Origin of the sequence: Streptosporangium sp. NPDC049376 (assembly GCF_044466505.1) — a bacterium.
Lineage (GTDB): Bacteria > Actinomycetota > Actinomycetes > Streptosporangiales > Streptosporangiaceae > Streptosporangium.
In genome coordinates this window covers 1-16,956 of the sequence record NZ_JBITMT010000005.1, presented here as the reverse complement: position 1 = coordinate 16,956, position 16,956 = coordinate 1, and the positions used below count along the sequence as shown (strand labels likewise).

At 70.6% G+C, this 16,956-nt stretch carries 19 protein-coding genes; 7 read left to right on the top strand and 12 right to left on the bottom strand.

What is annotated here, in order from left to right:
* From thiD to ACIBVQ_RS15625, 3 genes are all read right to left on the bottom strand, one after another.
* Positions 1–804 carry a bifunctional hydroxymethylpyrimidine kinase/phosphomethylpyrimidine kinase gene (gene thiD / locus ACIBVQ_RS15635; RefSeq protein WP_386187286.1) on the bottom strand — a complete coding sequence of 268 codons (804 nt, stop codon included), beginning with the start codon at positions 802–804 and terminating at the stop codon, positions 1–3.
* A gap of 34 nt (positions 805–838) precedes the next feature.
* Positions 839–1,801 (bottom strand): hypothetical protein, encoded by a 963-nt coding sequence (locus ACIBVQ_RS15630; protein WP_399178060.1) that lies wholly within the window; start codon positions 1,799–1,801, stop codon positions 839–841.
* 203 nt (positions 1,802–2,004) lie between these two features.
* On the bottom strand, positions 2,005–2,961 hold the full coding sequence (locus tag ACIBVQ_RS15625) for a thiamine-phosphate kinase (protein WP_399178059.1): 957 nt from the start codon (positions 2,959–2,961) through the stop codon (positions 2,005–2,007).
* A 51-nt stretch (positions 2,962–3,012) separates the two neighbouring features.
* Between ACIBVQ_RS15625 and ACIBVQ_RS15620 the strand changes: the two genes are divergently transcribed.
* Both ACIBVQ_RS15620 and ACIBVQ_RS15615 read left to right on the top strand, forming a co-directional pair.
* On the top strand, positions 3,013–3,246 hold the full coding sequence (locus tag ACIBVQ_RS15620; protein ID WP_352010280.1) for an Lrp/AsnC ligand binding domain-containing protein: 234 nt from the start codon (positions 3,013–3,015) through the stop codon (positions 3,244–3,246).
* Between the two features lie 17 nt (positions 3,247–3,263).
* Entirely contained in the window at positions 3,264–3,710 is a 447-nt protein-coding gene (locus tag ACIBVQ_RS15615; RefSeq protein WP_399178056.1) for a DUF3515 domain-containing protein, read from the top strand.
* A 1-nt stretch (position 3,711) separates the two neighbouring features.
* Here ACIBVQ_RS15615 and ACIBVQ_RS15610 read toward each other — a convergent pair whose 3' ends face one another.
* From ACIBVQ_RS15610 to ACIBVQ_RS15595, 4 genes are all read right to left on the bottom strand, one after another.
* Positions 3,712–4,821 carry a D-alanine--D-alanine ligase family protein gene (locus tag ACIBVQ_RS15610; protein WP_352010278.1) on the bottom strand — a complete coding sequence of 370 codons (1,110 nt, stop codon included), beginning with the start codon at positions 4,819–4,821 and terminating at the stop codon, positions 3,712–3,714.
* A gap of 50 nt (positions 4,822–4,871) precedes the next feature.
* A complete protein-coding gene (locus ACIBVQ_RS15605) occupies positions 4,872–6,122 on the bottom strand; it encodes a trans-sulfuration enzyme family protein (protein ID WP_399178054.1) in 1,251 nt (416 codons plus the stop codon).
* Between the two features lie 148 nt (positions 6,123–6,270).
* Positions 6,271–7,281, bottom strand: a complete 1,011-nt coding sequence (locus ACIBVQ_RS15600) for an NAD(P)H-dependent glycerol-3-phosphate dehydrogenase (protein ID WP_399178052.1) — start codon at positions 7,279–7,281, stop codon at positions 6,271–6,273.
* Between the two features lie 20 nt (positions 7,282–7,301).
* Positions 7,302–8,015, bottom strand: coding sequence for a lysophospholipid acyltransferase family protein (locus ACIBVQ_RS15595; RefSeq protein ID WP_399178050.1), 714 nt, complete (start codon positions 8,013–8,015; stop codon positions 7,302–7,304).
* Positions 8,016–8,081: 66 nt separating this feature from the next.
* Between ACIBVQ_RS15595 and cofC the strand changes: the two genes are divergently transcribed.
* Complete coding sequence (gene cofC / locus ACIBVQ_RS15590) at positions 8,082–8,768, top strand: 2-phospho-L-lactate guanylyltransferase (protein ID WP_352010274.1); 687 nt, start codon at positions 8,082–8,084, stop codon at positions 8,766–8,768.
* 90 nt (positions 8,769–8,858) lie between these two features.
* Here the strand turns inward: cofC and ACIBVQ_RS15585 are convergent, their stop codons facing one another.
* Positions 8,859–10,316, bottom strand: a complete 1,458-nt coding sequence (locus ACIBVQ_RS15585) for an MFS transporter (RefSeq protein ID WP_352010273.1) — start codon at positions 10,314–10,316, stop codon at positions 8,859–8,861.
* A gap of 200 nt (positions 10,317–10,516) precedes the next feature.
* On the opposite strand from ACIBVQ_RS15585, the gene ACIBVQ_RS15580 reads away from it, so the two are divergent.
* Positions 10,517–11,272, top strand: coding sequence for a TetR/AcrR family transcriptional regulator (locus ACIBVQ_RS15580; protein ID WP_362909410.1), 756 nt, complete (start codon positions 10,517–10,519; stop codon positions 11,270–11,272).
* 18 nt (positions 11,273–11,290) lie between these two features.
* Positions 11,291–11,506: a hypothetical protein gene (locus ACIBVQ_RS15575; RefSeq protein WP_352010271.1), complete on the top strand. Its 216-nt coding sequence runs from the start codon at positions 11,291–11,293 to the stop codon at positions 11,504–11,506.
* Between the two features lie 75 nt (positions 11,507–11,581).
* On the opposite strand, the gene ACIBVQ_RS15570 is transcribed toward ACIBVQ_RS15575, so the two are convergent.
* The 4 genes from ACIBVQ_RS15570 to leuC all read right to left on the bottom strand — a co-directional run bounded on the left by ACIBVQ_RS15570 (position 11,582) and on the right by leuC (position 14,235).
* Positions 11,582–11,881, bottom strand: a complete 300-nt coding sequence (locus tag ACIBVQ_RS15570; protein ID WP_352010270.1) for an HU family DNA-binding protein — start codon at positions 11,879–11,881, stop codon at positions 11,582–11,584.
* Positions 11,882–12,022: 141 nt separating this feature from the next.
* Positions 12,023–12,277, bottom strand: coding sequence for a hypothetical protein (locus ACIBVQ_RS15565; protein WP_352010269.1), 255 nt, complete (start codon positions 12,275–12,277; stop codon positions 12,023–12,025).
* Entirely contained in the window at positions 12,256–12,843 is a 588-nt protein-coding gene (leuD, locus tag ACIBVQ_RS15560) for a 3-isopropylmalate dehydratase small subunit (RefSeq protein WP_352010268.1), read from the bottom strand. The genes ACIBVQ_RS15565 and leuD overlap by 22 nt, the downstream gene beginning before the upstream one ends.
* 12 nt (positions 12,844–12,855) lie before the next feature.
* Entirely contained in the window at positions 12,856–14,235 is a 1,380-nt protein-coding gene (leuC, locus tag ACIBVQ_RS15555) for a 3-isopropylmalate dehydratase large subunit (RefSeq protein WP_399178046.1), read from the bottom strand.
* Positions 14,236–14,304: 69 nt separating this feature from the next.
* Here leuC and ACIBVQ_RS15550 point away from each other — a divergent pair, with 69 nt between their 5' ends.
* Together ACIBVQ_RS15550 and ACIBVQ_RS15545 are read left to right on the top strand one after the other, a co-directional pair.
* Entirely contained in the window at positions 14,305–15,021 is a 717-nt protein-coding gene (locus ACIBVQ_RS15550) for an IclR family transcriptional regulator (RefSeq protein ID WP_352010266.1), read from the top strand.
* Positions 15,022–15,072: 51 nt separating this feature from the next.
* Positions 15,073–16,818 carry a hypothetical protein gene (locus tag ACIBVQ_RS15545; RefSeq protein WP_399178044.1) on the top strand — a complete coding sequence of 582 codons (1,746 nt, stop codon included), beginning with the start codon at positions 15,073–15,075 and terminating at the stop codon, positions 16,816–16,818.
* The last annotated feature ends 138 nt before the right edge of the window (positions 16,819–16,956 follow it).

Sequence of the window (16,956 nt, the reverse complement as noted above, 5' to 3'; positions counted from 1 at the left end):
CTAACGCCAGCGCCAGGCGTGGTCCACGGGGCCTATGCCGGAGCCGAGGGCGAAACCGTGGGCGATGGCCCCGGTGACGTACGCCTTGGCCTTCTCAACGGCGGCGGGGACGTCCTCGCCGAGCGCCAGGTAGGAGGCGACGGCCGAGGCCAGGGTGCAGCCGGTGCCGTGGGTGTGGCGGTTGTCGTGGCGTTCGGCGTGGAAGCGGAACTCACGGGTGCCGTCGGTGAGCAGGTCGACCGGCTCTCCCGGCAGGTGGCCGCCCTTGATCAGCGCCCAGGCCGGGCCGAGCGCGAGGACGGCGTCGGCGGCCTTGCGCATGTCCCGGTCGTCCTCGACCTTGACGCCGGTCAGCTGCGCGACCTCCCAGAGGTTGGGGGTCACGACGGTCGCGACCGGCAGCAGCCGTGTCCTGACGGTCTCGACCGCCTCCGGCGCGAGCAGCGTGTCCCCGTGCTTGGAGACCCCGACCGGGTCGACCACGACCGGTGCCCCCGCCCCGGCGAGCGTCTCGGCGACCGTCTCGACCAGTACCGGCGAGGCCAGCATCCCGGTCTTGATCGCCTGTGCGCCGATGTCGCCGAGCACCGAGTCGAGCTGGGCGCGGACCGCCTCCGCGGGCAGCTCCCAGTAGCCCTGGACGCCCAGCGAGTTCTGGGCGGTCACCGCGGCGATGACGCTCATGCCGTGGACGCCGAGGGCCAGCATCGTCTTCAGGTCGGCCTGGATGCCCGCGCCGCCGCCGGAGTCGGATCCGGCGACGGTCAGCACGCGGGGAGGGGCGGAATCGGTCATGAGCCCCATCCAACCAGCTCTCGGGCATGCCCGCCGTACCGGATCAGATGACGACGCAGTCAGCCTGGGGGCTCTGGCAGGTCTTGGGGGTACTCGACTGGCCGTCCGCGCTGAAGGTGACGACCAGGTTCTCCCCCGGATCCAGGTTCTGCGCCGAGTCGAGGACGAGGATTCCGCCCTCCTGCTTCCAGTCGGCGCCGTGCAGCGAGGTGATCTCGCCACCGACCGGCATCTTCAGCGTCAGGCCGTCGAGCTTGCCGTCCGCGGCGATGACGAGCTGGGCGGTGTAGGCCTGGGTCTTCTCCTTGACCAGGCCGAATCCGACGGTGACCCCGGAGGCCGCGGGGGTGGTCGGGGTGGGCGCCGGGGTCGCGGAGGTCTCGGGGACGCCCGGCGACTCGCCGGGCGTGTGCGGCCGTTCGCCGGTGACGAGCGCCTCCCCGGTCGGTTCCGGTGTGGGCTCGGGGTCGTCGCTCGGCTGCGCCTGCTCGGTGCGGCGCGGGGTGTGCCCGGTCTTCGGGGTCGGGCGCGCCTTCGCCTCTGGGGTCTCGGGGGTACGGTCCGCGCGGTGCGCAGTGGCGACGGGCGCCGGGGTCCGCGGGGGCCGCGTCTCCGTCCCGCCGGGCTTGCCCGTCGCCTCCCCGGTCGGCTCCTCCGCGGGCTCCTCCGTCTCCTCTCCCGGCGGCGTGGGGTCCTCGGGATCGGTGAGCGAGTCCTCGGGGGCGGGCCGTTCCGAGGAGGCGGCCGCGCAGCCGCCGGGCGGGCAGGCGGTGGTCGAGTCGGCGGAGCCGCTGGTCAGCTGGATGGCCGCGGCGCTTCCGCCGAGGACGGCGACGACCGCGACCGCGGTGAGCAGCATCGTCCTGACGCGCCGTCTCGGCTTGCGCTCCTCTCCCGGCCAGACGGGCTCGGACAGTTCGGTCGTGGCCGACCAGCCTGATCCGAGGAACCCCTTGGCGGGTTCGGTGATCGCGGACTCCTCTGGACGGAGCCGGCGCCCGATCAACTCGTCATTGGTCCCGGACTGTTGGGGGGGCTCCGGAGCTGACTCCGGCTCACGTTTCCCCCGGTTACGGGGGACGTCTTCCCCATGTCCACCATGGCGGCCCATGTCGCCCCTTCCTCTAGGGAATCTCGGCCGCCAAACTTCATACCATTTCAATAACCGTTTGTCGCAATTTTCACGAATGTCACAGGAAGTGGGAAAATTCACTCCCTGAAGTGATCCCACCCCTCATAGGCCATCGAACGGCCGCTGACCTGCACGCCCTTACCCGCCTCGACCCGGCCGACCACGGTCCACTCCTGCGGCAGCCGTACGCTCTGAGGGAACGTCGCCGCGAGCGCGTGATCGTCCCCGCCGGACAGGATCCACCCGAGCGGGTCCACCCCGAGCCGTCCGGCGGCCTCCTCAAGGGACTCGGAGATCACGAAGGCCTCCGGCAGGAGCACGATCCCCACCTCGCTCGCCTCGGCGACGTGACCGAGGTCCTGGAGGAGCCCGTCACTGACGTCGAGCATCGAGGTGGCGCCGAGCGCGGCCGCCCGGGGACCGCAGGCGTACGGAGGTGCGGGGCGGCGATGGGCGTCGAGCAGTTCGGCGGGGCCCTTCTCACCGGCGGCGAGCAGCGCGAGCCCCGCCGCGGCGTGACCGAGCCGTCCGGTGACCGCGACCACGTCGCCGGGGCGCGCGCCGGAGCGGGTGACCGGGGCACGCCCGCCGAGGTCTCCCAGCGCGGTCACCCCGAGCACGACCAGGTCGCAGCGGGTGACGTCGCCGCCGACCACACTCGCGCCGACCAGGTCGCACTCGTCGCGGAAGCCGTCGGTGAGGTCGTCGAGCCAGCCGGTGGCGGCGTCGGCGGGCAGGCCGAGACCGACCACGATGCCGGTGGGGTCGGCCCCCATGGCAACGATGTCTGAAAGATTCTGGGCCGCAGCTTTACGCCCGATGTCGTAGCCACTGGACCAATCGCGACGGAAATGCCTACCCTCGATCAGTAAGTCTGTCGTCACGACGACCCGTCCGTCAGGAGACCTCACCATCGCGGCGTCGTCCCCGGGACCGAGAAGCACGGTCCCACCTTGTGGCAAGCGTTCGGCTATACGTGCGACAACTCCGAATTCGCCGAGATCTCCGACTGTGATGACACACCTCCCGTTCATCACAGGGTACGGTGGCCCTTCGGCACTGATCCAATCGCCCGGGAGGACGTTATGGTGCAGGCCTACATCCTGATCCAGACCGAGGTCGGCAAGGCCGCGAACGTGGCCGGGCAGATCTCCTCGATCACCGGTGTCACCCAGGCCGAGGACGTGACCGGACCCTACGACGTGATCGTCCGCGCCGAGGCCCGCAACGTGGACGAACTCGGCAAGATGGTGGTGGCCCAGATTCAGGCGGTGGAGGGCATCACACGTACTCTTACGTGTCCCATCGTCCATATCTGACCTCACCGGGAGACTCCATGTCACTCCGGTTCGCCCGCTGGGCCGCGCTCGCCTGCCTCCCTCTGCTCCTGGCGGGATGCGGCGGCGCGGTCCGCGTGGACCCGCCCGTTCCCGAGGGAGCGGCCGCCGCCGCGTGCAAGGCCCTCGGCGGACGGCTGCCCAAGACCCTCGACGGTGTGGACCGGGTCGAGTCGTCGCCCGCCTCGCCGTACGTCGCGGTGTGGGGGCAGGCGCGGATCGCGCTGCGCTGCGGGGTGACCCGGCCGTCGACGATGGCCGCCACCGACGAGGTGCCGGAGATCAACGGGGTCGCGTGGTTCAACGACCCCACCAGGCCCGCCCTGTTCACCGCGATCGGCAGGCAGGCCTACGTCGAGGTGACGATCTCCCGCGAGCACGTCCCGGGGAACGTCCTGGTCGACCTCTCCGGGCCGATCAAGGCGGCGCTCCCCCAGACGGGCTGACCTACCTGAGCCCCGGCGCGCGGTTCAGCGCCAGCTGGATCAGCCGGTCGACGAGCTCCCCGTACGGCACACCGGTCGCGGCCCACAGCTGCGGCGCGACCGAGACCGAGGTGAAGCCGGGCATCGTGTTGATCTCGTTGAGGATCAGCCGGCCGTCCTCGGTGTAGAAGAAGTCCACCCGGGACAGGCCCTCACAGCCGAGCGCCTCGAAGGCGCGCACGGCCATCGCGCGCAGCTCCTCGGCGACCTCGGCCGGAATGTCGGCGGGCACGGCCAGGGACATCTCGTCGCCGATGTACTTGGCCTCGAAGTCGAAGAACTCGTGGTCGCCGTGGACCAGCACCTCACCGGGCAGGCTGGCCCTGGGCGCCTCGTCACCGGGGGACTCCAGCACGGCGCACTCGATCTCGCGGCCCACGATGGCGGCCTCGACCAGCACCTTGGGGTCGTGCTCGCGGGCGAACTCCACGGCCCTTTCGAGCTCCTCGCGGTCGTTGGCCTTGGAGATGCCCTGACTCGACCCGGCGCGGGCGGGCTTGACGAAGACCGGCCAGCCGAGCTCCTCGACCTCCTTGAGGACCCGCTCGCGGGCGGTGCGCCAGTCACGGTCGCGCACGACGACGTACGGCCCGACCGGCAGGCCCGCGGCGGCCAGCACCGTCTTCATGTAGCCCTTGTCCATACCGACCGCGCTGGCCAGCACCCCGGAGCCGACGTAGCGGACCCCGGCCATCTCCAGCAGCCCCTGGATCGTGCCGTCCTCGGCGAAGGGGCCGTGCATCACCGGGAAGACGACGTCCACCTGGCCGAACTCGACCGGGATGCTGCCCGCTTCGTAGACGACCAGCGCATCGCCGCCGGTCGGCAGCGCGAGCGCCGTTCCCGTGGCGTCGACGACCGGCATCTCGCCGTTCTCGATCGCGTAGCGCTGCTCGCCGGAGGCGAGCACCCACCGCCCGTCCTGGGCGATGCCCACGGGGAGAACCTCGTACTTGGACCGGTCGATGGCCTCAAGGACGCTCCCGGCCCCGAGGAGGGAGACGCCGTGCTCGGAGTTGCGGCCACCGAAGACGATTGCAACCCGCGGGCGGGTTTCGCGCTGCTCGCTCATGATGACCGAATGTACCCCCTCTGGGCCGTCATCCCGGCTGTCAGACGCGCCTATCGTCCCGATCCGGGGCCCTTTCCGCTGTCCGGGGCCACCCCTTGGTCGAGGAGGGCGTCCAGAGCCCTCGTCACGTCCATGATGAGGTCCTCCGCGTCCTCCAGTCCGATCGAGAAGCGGACCGCCCCGGCGTCGATCCCGGCGGCCCCGCCGAGCTGCGGATGGCTGGTCGAGGCGACGTGCGCCGCCTTGGTCCTGGTGCCGCCGACCGAGGTGGCGATCGAGGCGATCCTGAGGCCGTCGGCCAGCGCGACGCCCGCGTCGTAGCCGCCGTGCGGGGTGACCGTCACGCAGGCGCCGTACCTCGTCCCCTCAGGGCCCGAGTCGAACAGGTGCCTGGCGAGCTGGTGGCCGGGGTGTCCCGGCAGGCCCGGGTAGTCGACCCGGCGCACCGCGGGGTGCTTGGCCACCGCGGCGGCGAAGACCATCGCGGTCGCGCACATCCTGCGCACCCGGAGCGGGAGGGTCGCCAGCCCCCTGCGGAGCAGGAAGGCGTCGTCGGGGGAGAGCGTGCCGCCGGTGTCGAGACGGACCTCGCCGAGCTGTGCGATCAGGTCGGGACGGCCGACCGCGACACCGCCCTCGCAGTCGTCGTGGCCGCCGAGATACCGGGTCGCCGAGTGGACGACCAGGTCGGCGCCGTGTTCGAGCGGGCGGCAGACGACCGGGGTCGCGAAGGTCGAGTCGACGACAAGCAGCGCCCCGGCCCTGCGGGCGATGCGGTACAGGCCCCGGATGTCGGAGACGGCCATGGCCGGGTTGGACAGGGTCTCCGCGTAGATGATCTTCGTGTTCGACCTGACCTCGGCGTTCACCCGGCTGAGGTCGCCGTAGTCCGCGAAGCCCGCCGAGACGCCGAACCTGGAGAGCACGTTGGTGATCAGCGAGTAGGTCCCGCCGTGCACGGGGATCGGGGCGACGATGTGCGCTCCGGCCCGCAGGAAGGTCATCAGGACCGCGGTGATCGCGGCCATCCCCGAGGAGAAGGCCTGCCCGGCGACGTCCTTGGGCGCCGCGGCCCCTTCGAGCGAGGCGACCGCGGCGGCGAAGGCGGCGGTCGTCGGGTTGTCCACCCCGCCGTGGGCGAAGCCCGAGCTCTTCTCGTCGCACATCTCGGCGTACTCGGCCGAGTCGGAGAAGCCCCAGGCGGAGCTGCGCCACACCGGCAGGCCGAGCGGGCTCTGCCGGGGGTCGGCCAAGGGGGGCAGGTGGACCGCGCGGGTGTTCTCACCGTTGGGTCTGCGCATTCGTCGGCTCACCGGATTCGCGCCGGGGGTACTCCGATCCCGGGGCGGGGTGACGGCGCTTCCCTCCCTCGCGGTGTCGGCGGGATCGTACGGCCGACGCCTCCGGGCTCCCTCTCCCGTGTCCTCGGCGGCGAGGACGACAGGGAGGTCAAACGCCGTACCGTTCTGGTTTGAGGGTTCGCGACATCAGCAGGTTCCCGGCCTCGGCGGGAGGCAACCCGTCGTGCACGACGGCCACAACCACCTCCGTGATCGGCATCTCGACATCGTGCTTCCTGGCCAGTTCCAGAACCGACTCGCAGGATTTGACTCCTTCGGCGGTCTGCTTCGTCGCGGCGACGACCTCGGCCAGGGTCATCCCCCGGCCAAGATTCTCACCGAAGGTACGGTTCCTGGACAATGGGGAGGTGCAGGTCGCTATGAGATCGCCCATTCCGGCCAGCCCGGCGAAGGTGTGCGGATCGGCGCCGAGCGCCTCGCCCAGCCGGGAGATCTCCGCGAGTCCCCTGGTCATCAGCATCGCGCTGACGTTGTCGCCGAGCCCCATCCCCGCCGAGACGCCCACGGCGAGAGCGATCACGTTCTTGACGGCGCCGCCGAGTTCGACCCCGACGACGTCCGGGTTGGTGTAGGGGCGAAACCACGGCGGCAGGTGGCAGGCCTCCTGGAGGCGTTCCATGGCGTGCCGGTCGGCGCAGGCGACCACGGTCGCCGCGGGCTGGCCCCTGACGATCTCACCGACCAGGTTGGGACCCGAGACGACCGCGACCCGCTCCTTCGGCACCTCGGCGACCTCGCAGATCACCTCGCTCATCCGCTTCGTCGTGCCGAGCTCGATGCCCTTCATCAGGCTGACCAGCACCGCCTCCGGCGGGAGGTACGGCTTCCACCCGGTCAGGTTCACCCGCAACGTCTGGGACGGCACGGCCAGCACCACGAAGTCCGCCCCGTCCAGGGCCTCGGCAGGGTCGGTCGTCGCGCGCAGGGTCTCGGGCAGCCGTACGCCCGGCAGGTAGTCGGGGTTCTCGTGGCGGCGGTCGATCGCCTCGACGACCTCGGGGCGCCTGCCCCACAGAACGGTCTTGCCTCCCGCGCCCGCGAGGATCATCGCGAATGTCGTGCCCCACGAGCCCGTGCCGAATACAGCCGCCTTGGTCATTTCATCACCGTACGTCGAAGTCAATGGTCCGAGGGCCGCTTGAACGGTGCCGGCGGCGCCTTCTCCCCCCGCAGTTCGGCGAGCTGAGCGGTGACCGCCGCCATGATGTCCGCGGTCGCCGCGCGCAGCACGTCGGCGTGCAGGGGCCGCCCCTCGTACTTCGACAGGTCGACCGGTGGCCCCGCCAGCACGTGGAAGGTCTTACGCGGCCAGAGTCTTGGCCGTTTACCGCCGTAGGGCAGGATCTCCTGGGCACCCCAGTGCGCCACCGGGATCACCGGCGCGCCGGTCGCCAGGGCCAGCCTGGCCGCGCCGGTCTTGCCCTCCATCGGCCAGAAGTCGGGGTCGCGGGTGCAGGTGCCCTCGGGATAGAACATCACGCACGCGCCCTCGGCGATCCTGCGCTCCGACTCGGCGAGCGAGCGGGAGGCCTCCGCGCTGCCCCGGTGGACCGGGATGGCCATCAGCCCGCGCACCGCGCGCCCGAGCAGCGGCACCGAGAACAGTCCGGCCTTGGCCAGGATCGTCGGCCAGCGGCCGTTGTTGTAGAGGTAGTGGGCGACCAGGACCGGGTCGAGCCACGACAGGTGGTTGACGGCCAGGATGACCCCGCCGGTCGGCGGCAGCCGCTCGGCCCCGCGCCAGTCCTTCCTGACCAGGAGCCACGAGATCGGCTTGACGACCGTGACGGCCAGGGCGACCCAGAACCGGGAAGGCCATCCAGGACGTCTCATGAACTCCTCCGTAAGCAGTGATGCGCCCCAAGTGTCCCGGTTGGCCGTACAGGATGTCGAGGCGCGATGCTTAAGGCTATGCCTGCTCCGCAGAGTTCAGCCTGGACCCTCGTCGTGCCGGTCAAGACGTTGGTCGCCGCCAAGACGCGGCTGTCGAGGGCGGCGGGCCCGCACCGGGCCGCCCTGGCCGTCGCGTTCGCCTGCGACACCGTCGAGGCCGCGCTGGCCTGCGCGACGGTCGCGCGCGTCGTGGTCGTGACGAGTGATCCCGTGGCCGCGCCCGCGCTCGCCGGGATCGGCGCCCACGTGGTGGGCGATCCCGAGGCCGGCCTGAACGCGGCGCTGCGGCACGGCGCCACCGAGGCCGTACGGCTGGCGCCCGCCGGCTCCGTGGGCGCGCTCCAGGCCGACCTGCCCGCGCTGCGGCCCGCCGAACTCGCCCTGGTGCTGGCCGCGGCCGGCGAGTTCGACCAGGCGTTCCTGCCCGACGCGGCCGAGATCGGCACGACCTTCTACGGCGTACGGCCCGGCGTCCCGTTCACCCCGGGCTTCAGCGGCGAGTCGCGTGAGCGTCATCTGCGGTACGGCGCCAAGGAGCTCTGTCTTGAGGGGGTCGCCTCGGTACGCCGGGACGTGGACACCCCGGACGACCTGCGCAGCGCCCTGTCCCTCGGGGTCGGTCCCCGCACCCTCGCCGTGGTGGAGAAGATCGAAAGGGAGTCCCCCGCTGGGGGGACTCCCTCTTCCTCCTGACCCGCCCGTGCCCGCCGTGTCCGCCGTTCCGGGCCGGAGGCGCTCCGGCTCCGAACGGCGGGCCCCCGCGGGCGGGGCGCCGTGGCGGGGTCAGTGCCCGGCGTTCTCCCCCTCCCTGGCCTGCTTGGGCAGCAGGAAGGCCGTGACGAAGGTCAGCAGGAGCATCCCCGCGACCACCCACAGGACCGTGCCCGCCGCGCCGACGAAGTCGGGCCTGAGGGTGGCCGCGGCCTGGTCGAAGAAGACCGTGCCGAGCAGGGCGACACCGACGGCGCCACCGAGCTGCTGGATCGCGGTCAGCGTGCCCGAGGCCGAGCCGGTCTCGTGCTGCTCGACGCCGGCCAGGATGATGTCGAAGAAGGGCGCCATCAGCAGGCCCATGCCGAGCCCGGTGACCGCCAGGGAGGGAACGAACTGCCAGGCGGTCACACCGGTGCCGGCCTGGGCGATCGTCAGCAGGACTCCGACGACGCCGAGCGCCATGACGAGGATGCCGCCCTGCAGGACCTTGCGGCCGAACTTCGCGACCGCCTGCGCCACCCCGAACCCGGCGACCATGCCCAGCGACCAGGGGATCATCACCAGGGCCGCCTGGAGCGTGGAGTAGCCCAGGCCGATCTGGGTGTAGAGGTTGAACACCAGCGCGAAACCGGACATGGCGGAGAAGAAGACCAGGCCCGTCGCCAGGCCGCCGGTGAAGGCGCGCTTGCGGAAGAGGCTGGGGACGACCAGCGGGTCACCGCCCGTCCGGCTCTTCCTGGCCTCGAACCAGCCGAAGAGCACGAAGAGCACGGCGGAGGCGCCCATCATCAGGAAGGCCCAGGCGGGCCAGTCACTCTCCCTGCCCTGGACCAGGGGGAAGACCAGCAGGAGACCGGCCAGGGAGGCCAGCAGCACGCCGGGGACGTCGAGCTTGAGCGGGTGCGGCGAACGGGACTCGGGCAGGAAGCGCATCCCCATCAGGACGGCGGCCAGGCCGAGCGGCAGGTTGATCAGGAAGATCATGCGCCAGCCGGTGCCGAAGAAGTCGGCGTCGACCAGCCATCCGGCCAGGATCGGGCCACCGACCGTGGACAGGCCCATGACCGGCCCGAACAGGCCGAACGCCGCGCCCATCTCCTTCGGCGGGAACATCTCCTTGATCATGCCGAGCCCCTGCGGCAGCATGACGGCGCCGAACAGGCCCTGCAGGACCCGCGCGCCGATGAGCAGTTCGGGTGACTGGGCGAGGCCGCACAGCAGCGACCCCAGGGTGAACCCGGCCGCGCCGATGACGAACATCCGCCTGCGGCCGAAGATGTCACCGAGTCTGCCGCCGGTGATCAGGCCGACCGCCATCGAGAGGGTGTAGGCGGCGCCGAGCCACTGGATGACGGAGGCCGAACCACCGAGCTCGTTCCTGATGGTCGGCCCGGCGATGTTGGTGACCATGGCGTCGAGGAGGTCCATCACCTCGCCGAGCAGGATGACGGCGAGCGCGACCCAGCGCCACCGGTGGAGGGGCGGCTCGGCCGCCTTCCGAAGTGGTTCTGACACGTCTGTGGTCATGGGGGGACTCCCAGCGGTTGGAGGGATTGAGATGAACAGCGTTCACCATACACGAGCATCGTTCTATCAAAGAACGGCGTTCGCCACTCAGTGCGGTGTTCTTAAGATATGTCGCATCGACGCCGAAGACAAGATATGTCGTGAAAACGAGCGGCGTTCAATGTGATGAGCAGTGTTCACCCTGGCGTTACACTGGCGTCATGAGTGACGAGCTGCCCGCACTGCCGTGGGATCGGGCACGCAGAAGGACGGGTCCGGCCCGCATCCCGCTCACCCGTGACCGGATCATCGAGGCCGCCTACACGGTGATCGACCGCGTGGGCTACGAGAAGCTCAGCATGCGCCAGGTCGCGGCCGAGCTGAACGTCGCGGTCTCCGCCCTCTACGCCCACGTCAGCGGCAAGGACGAGCTGCTCGAACTGATGTACCTGCGGATGTTCCGCAACTGGGAGCTGCCCGCCCCCGACCCGGAGAACTGGCAGGAGCAGATCAGGCAGTACGCCCGCACCGGGCGGACCAAGCTGCACGAGCACCGTGACATGGCCAGGATCGCCATGACCGGCTTCCCCTTCAGCGCTGAGGCGCTCCCCCACCTTGAGCAGCTCCTGGCCGTCTTCCGCGCGGGCGGCCTCCCCGACCACCTCGCGGGCGCGGCGGGCGACATGATCTCCACCTTCATGAACGGCTTCGCCTTCGAGGAGAGCGTCTGGGACGACCGGCGCCAGGAGGCCGAGGAGGACGGGGAACGGCCGGCGGTCGAGAGGTCCTGGGCGGAGATCAGGCAGACGCTCGAACGCTACTTCAGGGAGCTGCCGCCCGACCGCTTCCCGAACATGGTCGAGCTCGCCGACGTCATGCTCCAGCGGACGAACGACGAACGGTTCGACCTCGGCATAGAGATCATCATCCGGGGGCTGGCGTCCTACGCCGCCGACCACCCGCGTCCCTCCGGGTGACCGGGTTACCATGACCGGGTGCAGGCGACGGTACGGATCTTCGACACGACGACCAGGTCGGGCTCTGTCTACTCCGACGACGGGACGGAGATCCCGTTCGACACCGCGGCCTTCGACGCCGGACCGCTGCGGCTTCTACGGGCGGGACAACGGGTGAACGTCGTCCTCGACGGCGACCGGATCACCTACGTCACGCTGTCCACGTTCCCGGTTCCTCCCACCGCCCCCATGTGACGGGACCGTACGGCCGTCGCGTGAAAGGCGGGGCGCCGGGCCCCCGCGACGGGAGTCCCGGCGCCCGGGCGAGTCCTACCTTTTCTTCGCGGCCTTCTTTCCCTCCACGTTGACGAGCTCCTTGAAGTCGGAGCCCGGCCGGAACTTGGGACCCCAGCTCTCGGCGACCTTGATCTCCGCGCCGGTCGAAGGGTTCCTCGCGGAACGGGCGGGCTTGTGCACCATCTCGAAGGCGCCGAATCCGGTGATGGAGACCTTGTCGCCGCTGGCGACGGCCCGCTGAATGGTGTCGAGCACCGCGTTGACGGCCTCGGTCGCGGTCTTTCTGTCACCGACGCGATCCGCGATCGCCTCGACGAGTTCCTTCTTGTTCATAAAGGTTGCTCCCCCTGCTACCGATGTCTGGGAGTGGGTCGTGGGGCAGGTAGCCCGTCTCACCCGGTTGTCACGGCCCGAGGTCTCAACAGAGCGAGAAACCCCTTGCCCGCTTGAAATTAGGGGACGGAGCCCTACGACTCAATCACCTTCCGCAATGTTTCCAGCACTTGGCGTATCTGAAACCAGAGCATCAAGGTCGAGAAGGAATAAATCAAGACGCCCCGCTGCACGGTGGAGATCGTGCTTTGCGAGGTCACAGATCGACAGCAGGCGTCTGGCGAGACGCTCCCGCCGCTCCGGAGAAAGGGTCAACAAACGAACCCGGCGGTGCGCGTCGCGCAGCCGCCGGGCCAGGTCGTCTTCTGAACGTGTCAGACGGTCGTCGGCAGCCATGGCTGCCGACCATTCTCGTATGTCGCGATGTCGTCGGCGTTGCGCAGGGTCAGCCCGATGTCGTCGAGCCCCTCCATCAGACGCCAGCGGGTGTAGTCGTCGATCTCGAAACCGGCCGTCTCCCCCGCCCAGCGCACCTGGCGTTCGGCCAGGTCGACGGTGACCTCAAGGGTCGGGTCCGCCTCGGCCGCCGCCTGCAGGGCCTCGACCTCCGCGGCCGAGAGCACCACCGGGAGCAGCCCCATCTTGGTGGAGTTATTACGGAAGATGTCGGCGAAACGCGGTGCGATCACCGCGCGGAAGCCGTACTGCTGCAGGGCCCAGACGGCGTGCTCACGTGAGGAGCCGGTGCCGAAGTCGGGGCCGGCGACGAGGACCGAGGCCCCCTGGTAGGCCGGGTCGTTCAGGACGAATCCGGGGTCCTCGCGCCAGGCGGAGAACAGGCCCTTCTCGAACCCGGTCCTGCTGACCTGCTTGAGCCAGACCGCGGGGATGATCTGGTCGGTGTCGACGTTGCTGCGGCGCAGCGGTACGGCCCGGCCGGTGTGGACGGTGAAGGCTTCCATTGCGAGTTTCTCCTAGACCAGGTCGGCGGGCGCGGTCAGTTTTCCGGTGACGGCGGTCGCGGCGGCGACCTGCGGGGAGACCAGGTGGGTACGGCCACCCTTGCCCTGACGCCCCTCGAAGTTGCGGTTGGAGGTCGAGGCGCTGCGCTCGCCGGGGGCGAGGGTGTCGGGGTTCATGCCCAGGCACATCGAGCAGCCCGCCTCGCGCCACTCGGCGCCCGCGGCCTTGAACACCTCGTGCAGCCCCTCCTGCTCGGCCTGGAGCTTGACCAGCATCGAGCCGGGGACGATCAGCGTGCGGGTGACGACCTGGCGCCCGCGCAGCACCTCGGCCGCGGCGCGCAGGTCCTCGATCCGGCCGTTGGTGCAGGAGCCGACGAAGACCGTGTCCACCGCGACCTCGCGCAGCGGGGTCCCCGCGGTCAGGCCCATGTACTCGAGCGCGCGGGCGGCCGCGCCCGGGTCGCCGGTGTCCTCGGGAGCCGGGATCGCGCTGCCCAGCGGAGCGCCCTGGCCCGGGTTCGTGCCCCAGGTGACGAACGGGGTCAGCGTCGAGGCGTCGATCTCGACGACCGTGTCGAATACGGCGTCCTCGTCGGTCGACAGCGACCGCCAGTACTCGACGGCGGCGTCCCAGTTCTCGCCGGTGGGGGCGTGGGGCCTGCCCCTGAGGTACTCGAAGGTCGTCTCGTCGGGGGCGATCATGCCCGCCCTGGCGCCCGCCTCGATCGACATGTTGCAGACGGTCATCCGGCCCTCCATGGAGAGCTTGCGGATGGCCTCGCCCCGGTACTCGACGATGTAGCCCTGGCCGCCACCGGTGCCGATCTTGGCGATGATCGCCAGGATCAGGTCCTTGGCGGTGACCCCGACGGGCAGTTCGCCCGAGACCTCGATGGCCATCGTCTTCGGCCGGTAGGCGGGCAGCGTCTGGGTGGCCAGCACGTGCTCGACCTCGGAGGTGCCGATGCCGAAGGCGATGCCGCCGAAGGCGCCGTGGGTCGAGGTGTGAGAATCACCACAGACGATGGTCATGCCCGGCTGGGTCAGGCCGAACTGCGGGCCGATGATGTGCACGACACCCTGACCCGCGTCGCCCATCGGGTGCAGCCTGACGCCGAACTCCGCGCAGTTCTTGCGCAGCGTCTCGACCTGGGTGCGCGAGACGGGGTCGGCGATCGGGCCGAGCACCGTCGGGACGTTGTGGTCCTCGGTGGCGATCGTGAGCTCCGGCCTCCGCACGGGACGCCCCGCCATGCGCAGGCCGTCGAACGCCTGCGGGCTGGTCACCTCATGAATGAGGTGCAGGTCGATATAGAGCAGGTCGGGTTCTCCCTCCGCACGTCGCACCACGTGCTGCTCCCAGACCTTCTCCGCCAGCGTGCGGCCCATGTCGCCTCCTTGCGATCGCTTTCCGCACCCCACTTGCTTTCTCATATGTCGAGACGGCAGTATCGGTGTATGGACAACTCTAGCGGAGTCGGCGTACTCGACAAGGCCGTTCTCGTGCTCAACGCCCTTGAAGCCGGCCCGGCGTCCCTCGCGCAGCTCGTCCAGGCCACCGGCCTGGCCCGGCCCACGGCCCACCGGCTCGCCGTCGCCCTCGAACACCACCGCATCGTCTCCCGTGACACACAGGGGCGTTTCGTCCTCGGCCCCCGGCTGTCCGAGTTGTCCACCGCGGCCGGTGAGGACAGGCTGCTGGCGGTCGCCGTACCGGTGCTGACCCAGCTGCGTGACCTGACGGGCGAGAGCGCCCAGCTGTACCGGCGCCAGGGCGACGAGCGGGTGTGCGTCGCCGCCGCCGAGCGCGCCAGCGGGCTGCGCGACACCGTCCCCGTCGGCTCCGCCCTGCCGATGCTCGCCGGGTCCGCCGCGCAGATCCTGCTCGCCTGGGAGGAGCCCGACCGCCTGCACCGCGGCCTGCGCGGGGCCAAGTTCACCGCGGCGACCCTGGCCAGCGTCCGCCGCAGGGGCTGGGCGCACAGCGTCGGCGAGCGCGAGCAGGGGGTGGCCAGCGTCTCGGCGCCGATCAGGGGCACGGGAGGCAAGGTCATCGCCGCGGTCTCCGTCTCCGGCCCGATAGAGCGGCTGACCCGCACCCCCGGACGGCTGCACGCCGCCCCCGTGGTCTCCGCCGCCGAGCGGATCACCGAGTCGATGCGACGGGCCAACTGAGCCGTACGATATGAGGAGGCGAGCACCCTTCCGGCCCCCTAGGCTGGGTAGGTGACAGATCGCATTGAGGCAGCCGCCGCTGAACTGCGTCCCCTGCTCCAAGACTTCATCCTCTGGGCGCGTGAGAACGCGCCCGGCAGCGATTCCAACTTGGTGGGCTCCGTCGCCCTCTGGCACCGGCTGATCGCCTCGACGGACGTCGGCCGGTGGAAGCGGGCCGACCTGCGCGCCGTTCTGCTGGACCGGATGCCCCAGGTCGTCGAGGATCCGGACGCGGCCGCCGACGGCATGGTGCCCGCGGTCCGCGCCTACCTGACCTTCCTGTCCGAGACCGGGAAGCTGAGCGCGGGATCCTCCTCGCTCAAGGAACTGCTCGCCGAACTCGACCGCATCGAGGACGACTTCGTCGACGCGATGGAGGACCTCGCCGCCGAACAGGACGACGAGTACGACGACGAGGACGAAGAGGACGAGATCGACGGACTTGGAGACTTCGAGCCGTTCGCGGACGAGCTCGCGGAGCTGGACACGATCCGGCTCCGTCCCGACAGCGAGCTGGCCTCGGCCGCCCGGGAGGTCAGGCTGATCGTCAAGGCCCGCGATCTGGCGGTGTGGGTCGGTTCCGAACGCCAGGTCGGCGAGACGAGCCTGCTCACCGACGCGGAGATCATTGAGGCCCTCGGCGCCCTCGGCCTTCCCGTCCCCGAGACGGACGGCGCCTCGCTGGCCGACTCGGTGCCCGCGCTCTGGAACATCTGGAACCTCGCGATCGACCTCGACTTCCTCCAGCCGGAGGGCGAGGACACCGTCAGCGCCGACCCCGACACCGCCGAATGGCCGTTCGAGGAGGACGACGACGTCCTGGACGCCTGGCTGGCCGGTCTGCACTCGATCGACTACGGCGACCCCGAGCTCGACGACGAGGACGCCACGATCGCCCTGTCCGGCCTGACCAGGGCGCTGCTGGTCAGGGTGCTGCTGGCGACCGGCTCAAAGGGCCTGGCCGAACTGCGTGCCGAGCTTGAGGAGGCCGTCGCCGAGTACGACGACCAGGGCGCGCAGGCCTGGGCCGCGGCGGTCGCGCAGTACGGCGACCCGCTCGCCCCCGTGCTCGACTGGCTCGCCGGCTACGGCATGGTCGAGGTCGAGCACGACCAGGTACGGCTGACGCCGCTCGGCATGGAGGGCGTCGTCCACCTGGCCGACGACGCCGACATCGAACTGGACGCCCGCCCCGCCATCGACGCGATGACGGCCCTCGACCTGCTGTCCTTCAGCGCGGAGCTGCCCGAGGAGGAGGCCGACGCCGAGTTCGCCGCCTGGATGGAGCTCCGCGAGCCCGGCAAGGCCGCCAGGGAACTGCTGGAGGCCGCCGCGGAGGACGACGCGGACGCCCTCGTCAGGGTCCAGGCGGCCAGCATGGTCGGCTCGCTGGGCGAGATCGCGGTGCCCGCCTGGCAGGAGGCCCTCGACGAGCCCTCCCTGCGCCCCTACGCGGCCACCCACCTGGCGCAGCTCGGCGTCGAGGACGCCCCGCCACCCACCCAGGCCGACACCCACTGGCTCATCCTCGACATGCTGACCATCTCGGCGGGTCTCGGCCGCCCCGAGTTCGTCAGCAGCCTCGACGACATCGGCAACGTGCCGAACCTCGTCAACCTGCTCGACGTGATCTGGAAGGTGCCGCACCCCCATCTGGAGGAGCTCCTGGAGGCGATCGGCAAGGCCCACCCCGACCGCCAGGTCGGCAAGGCGGCCAAACGGGCCCTGTTCAAGGCCCGTTCAAGCCACAACTGACGCCCTCGCGGTGGGGGCCCCGCGGGGGGGGCCCCCCCGGGGGTTTTTAACCCCCCACCCTGATAACCGCGGGGGCCGTGAACCCCCCCCGCCCCGGGCGGCGGGCCGCGGGGGCGGGAAAACAACAAAACCACCCCA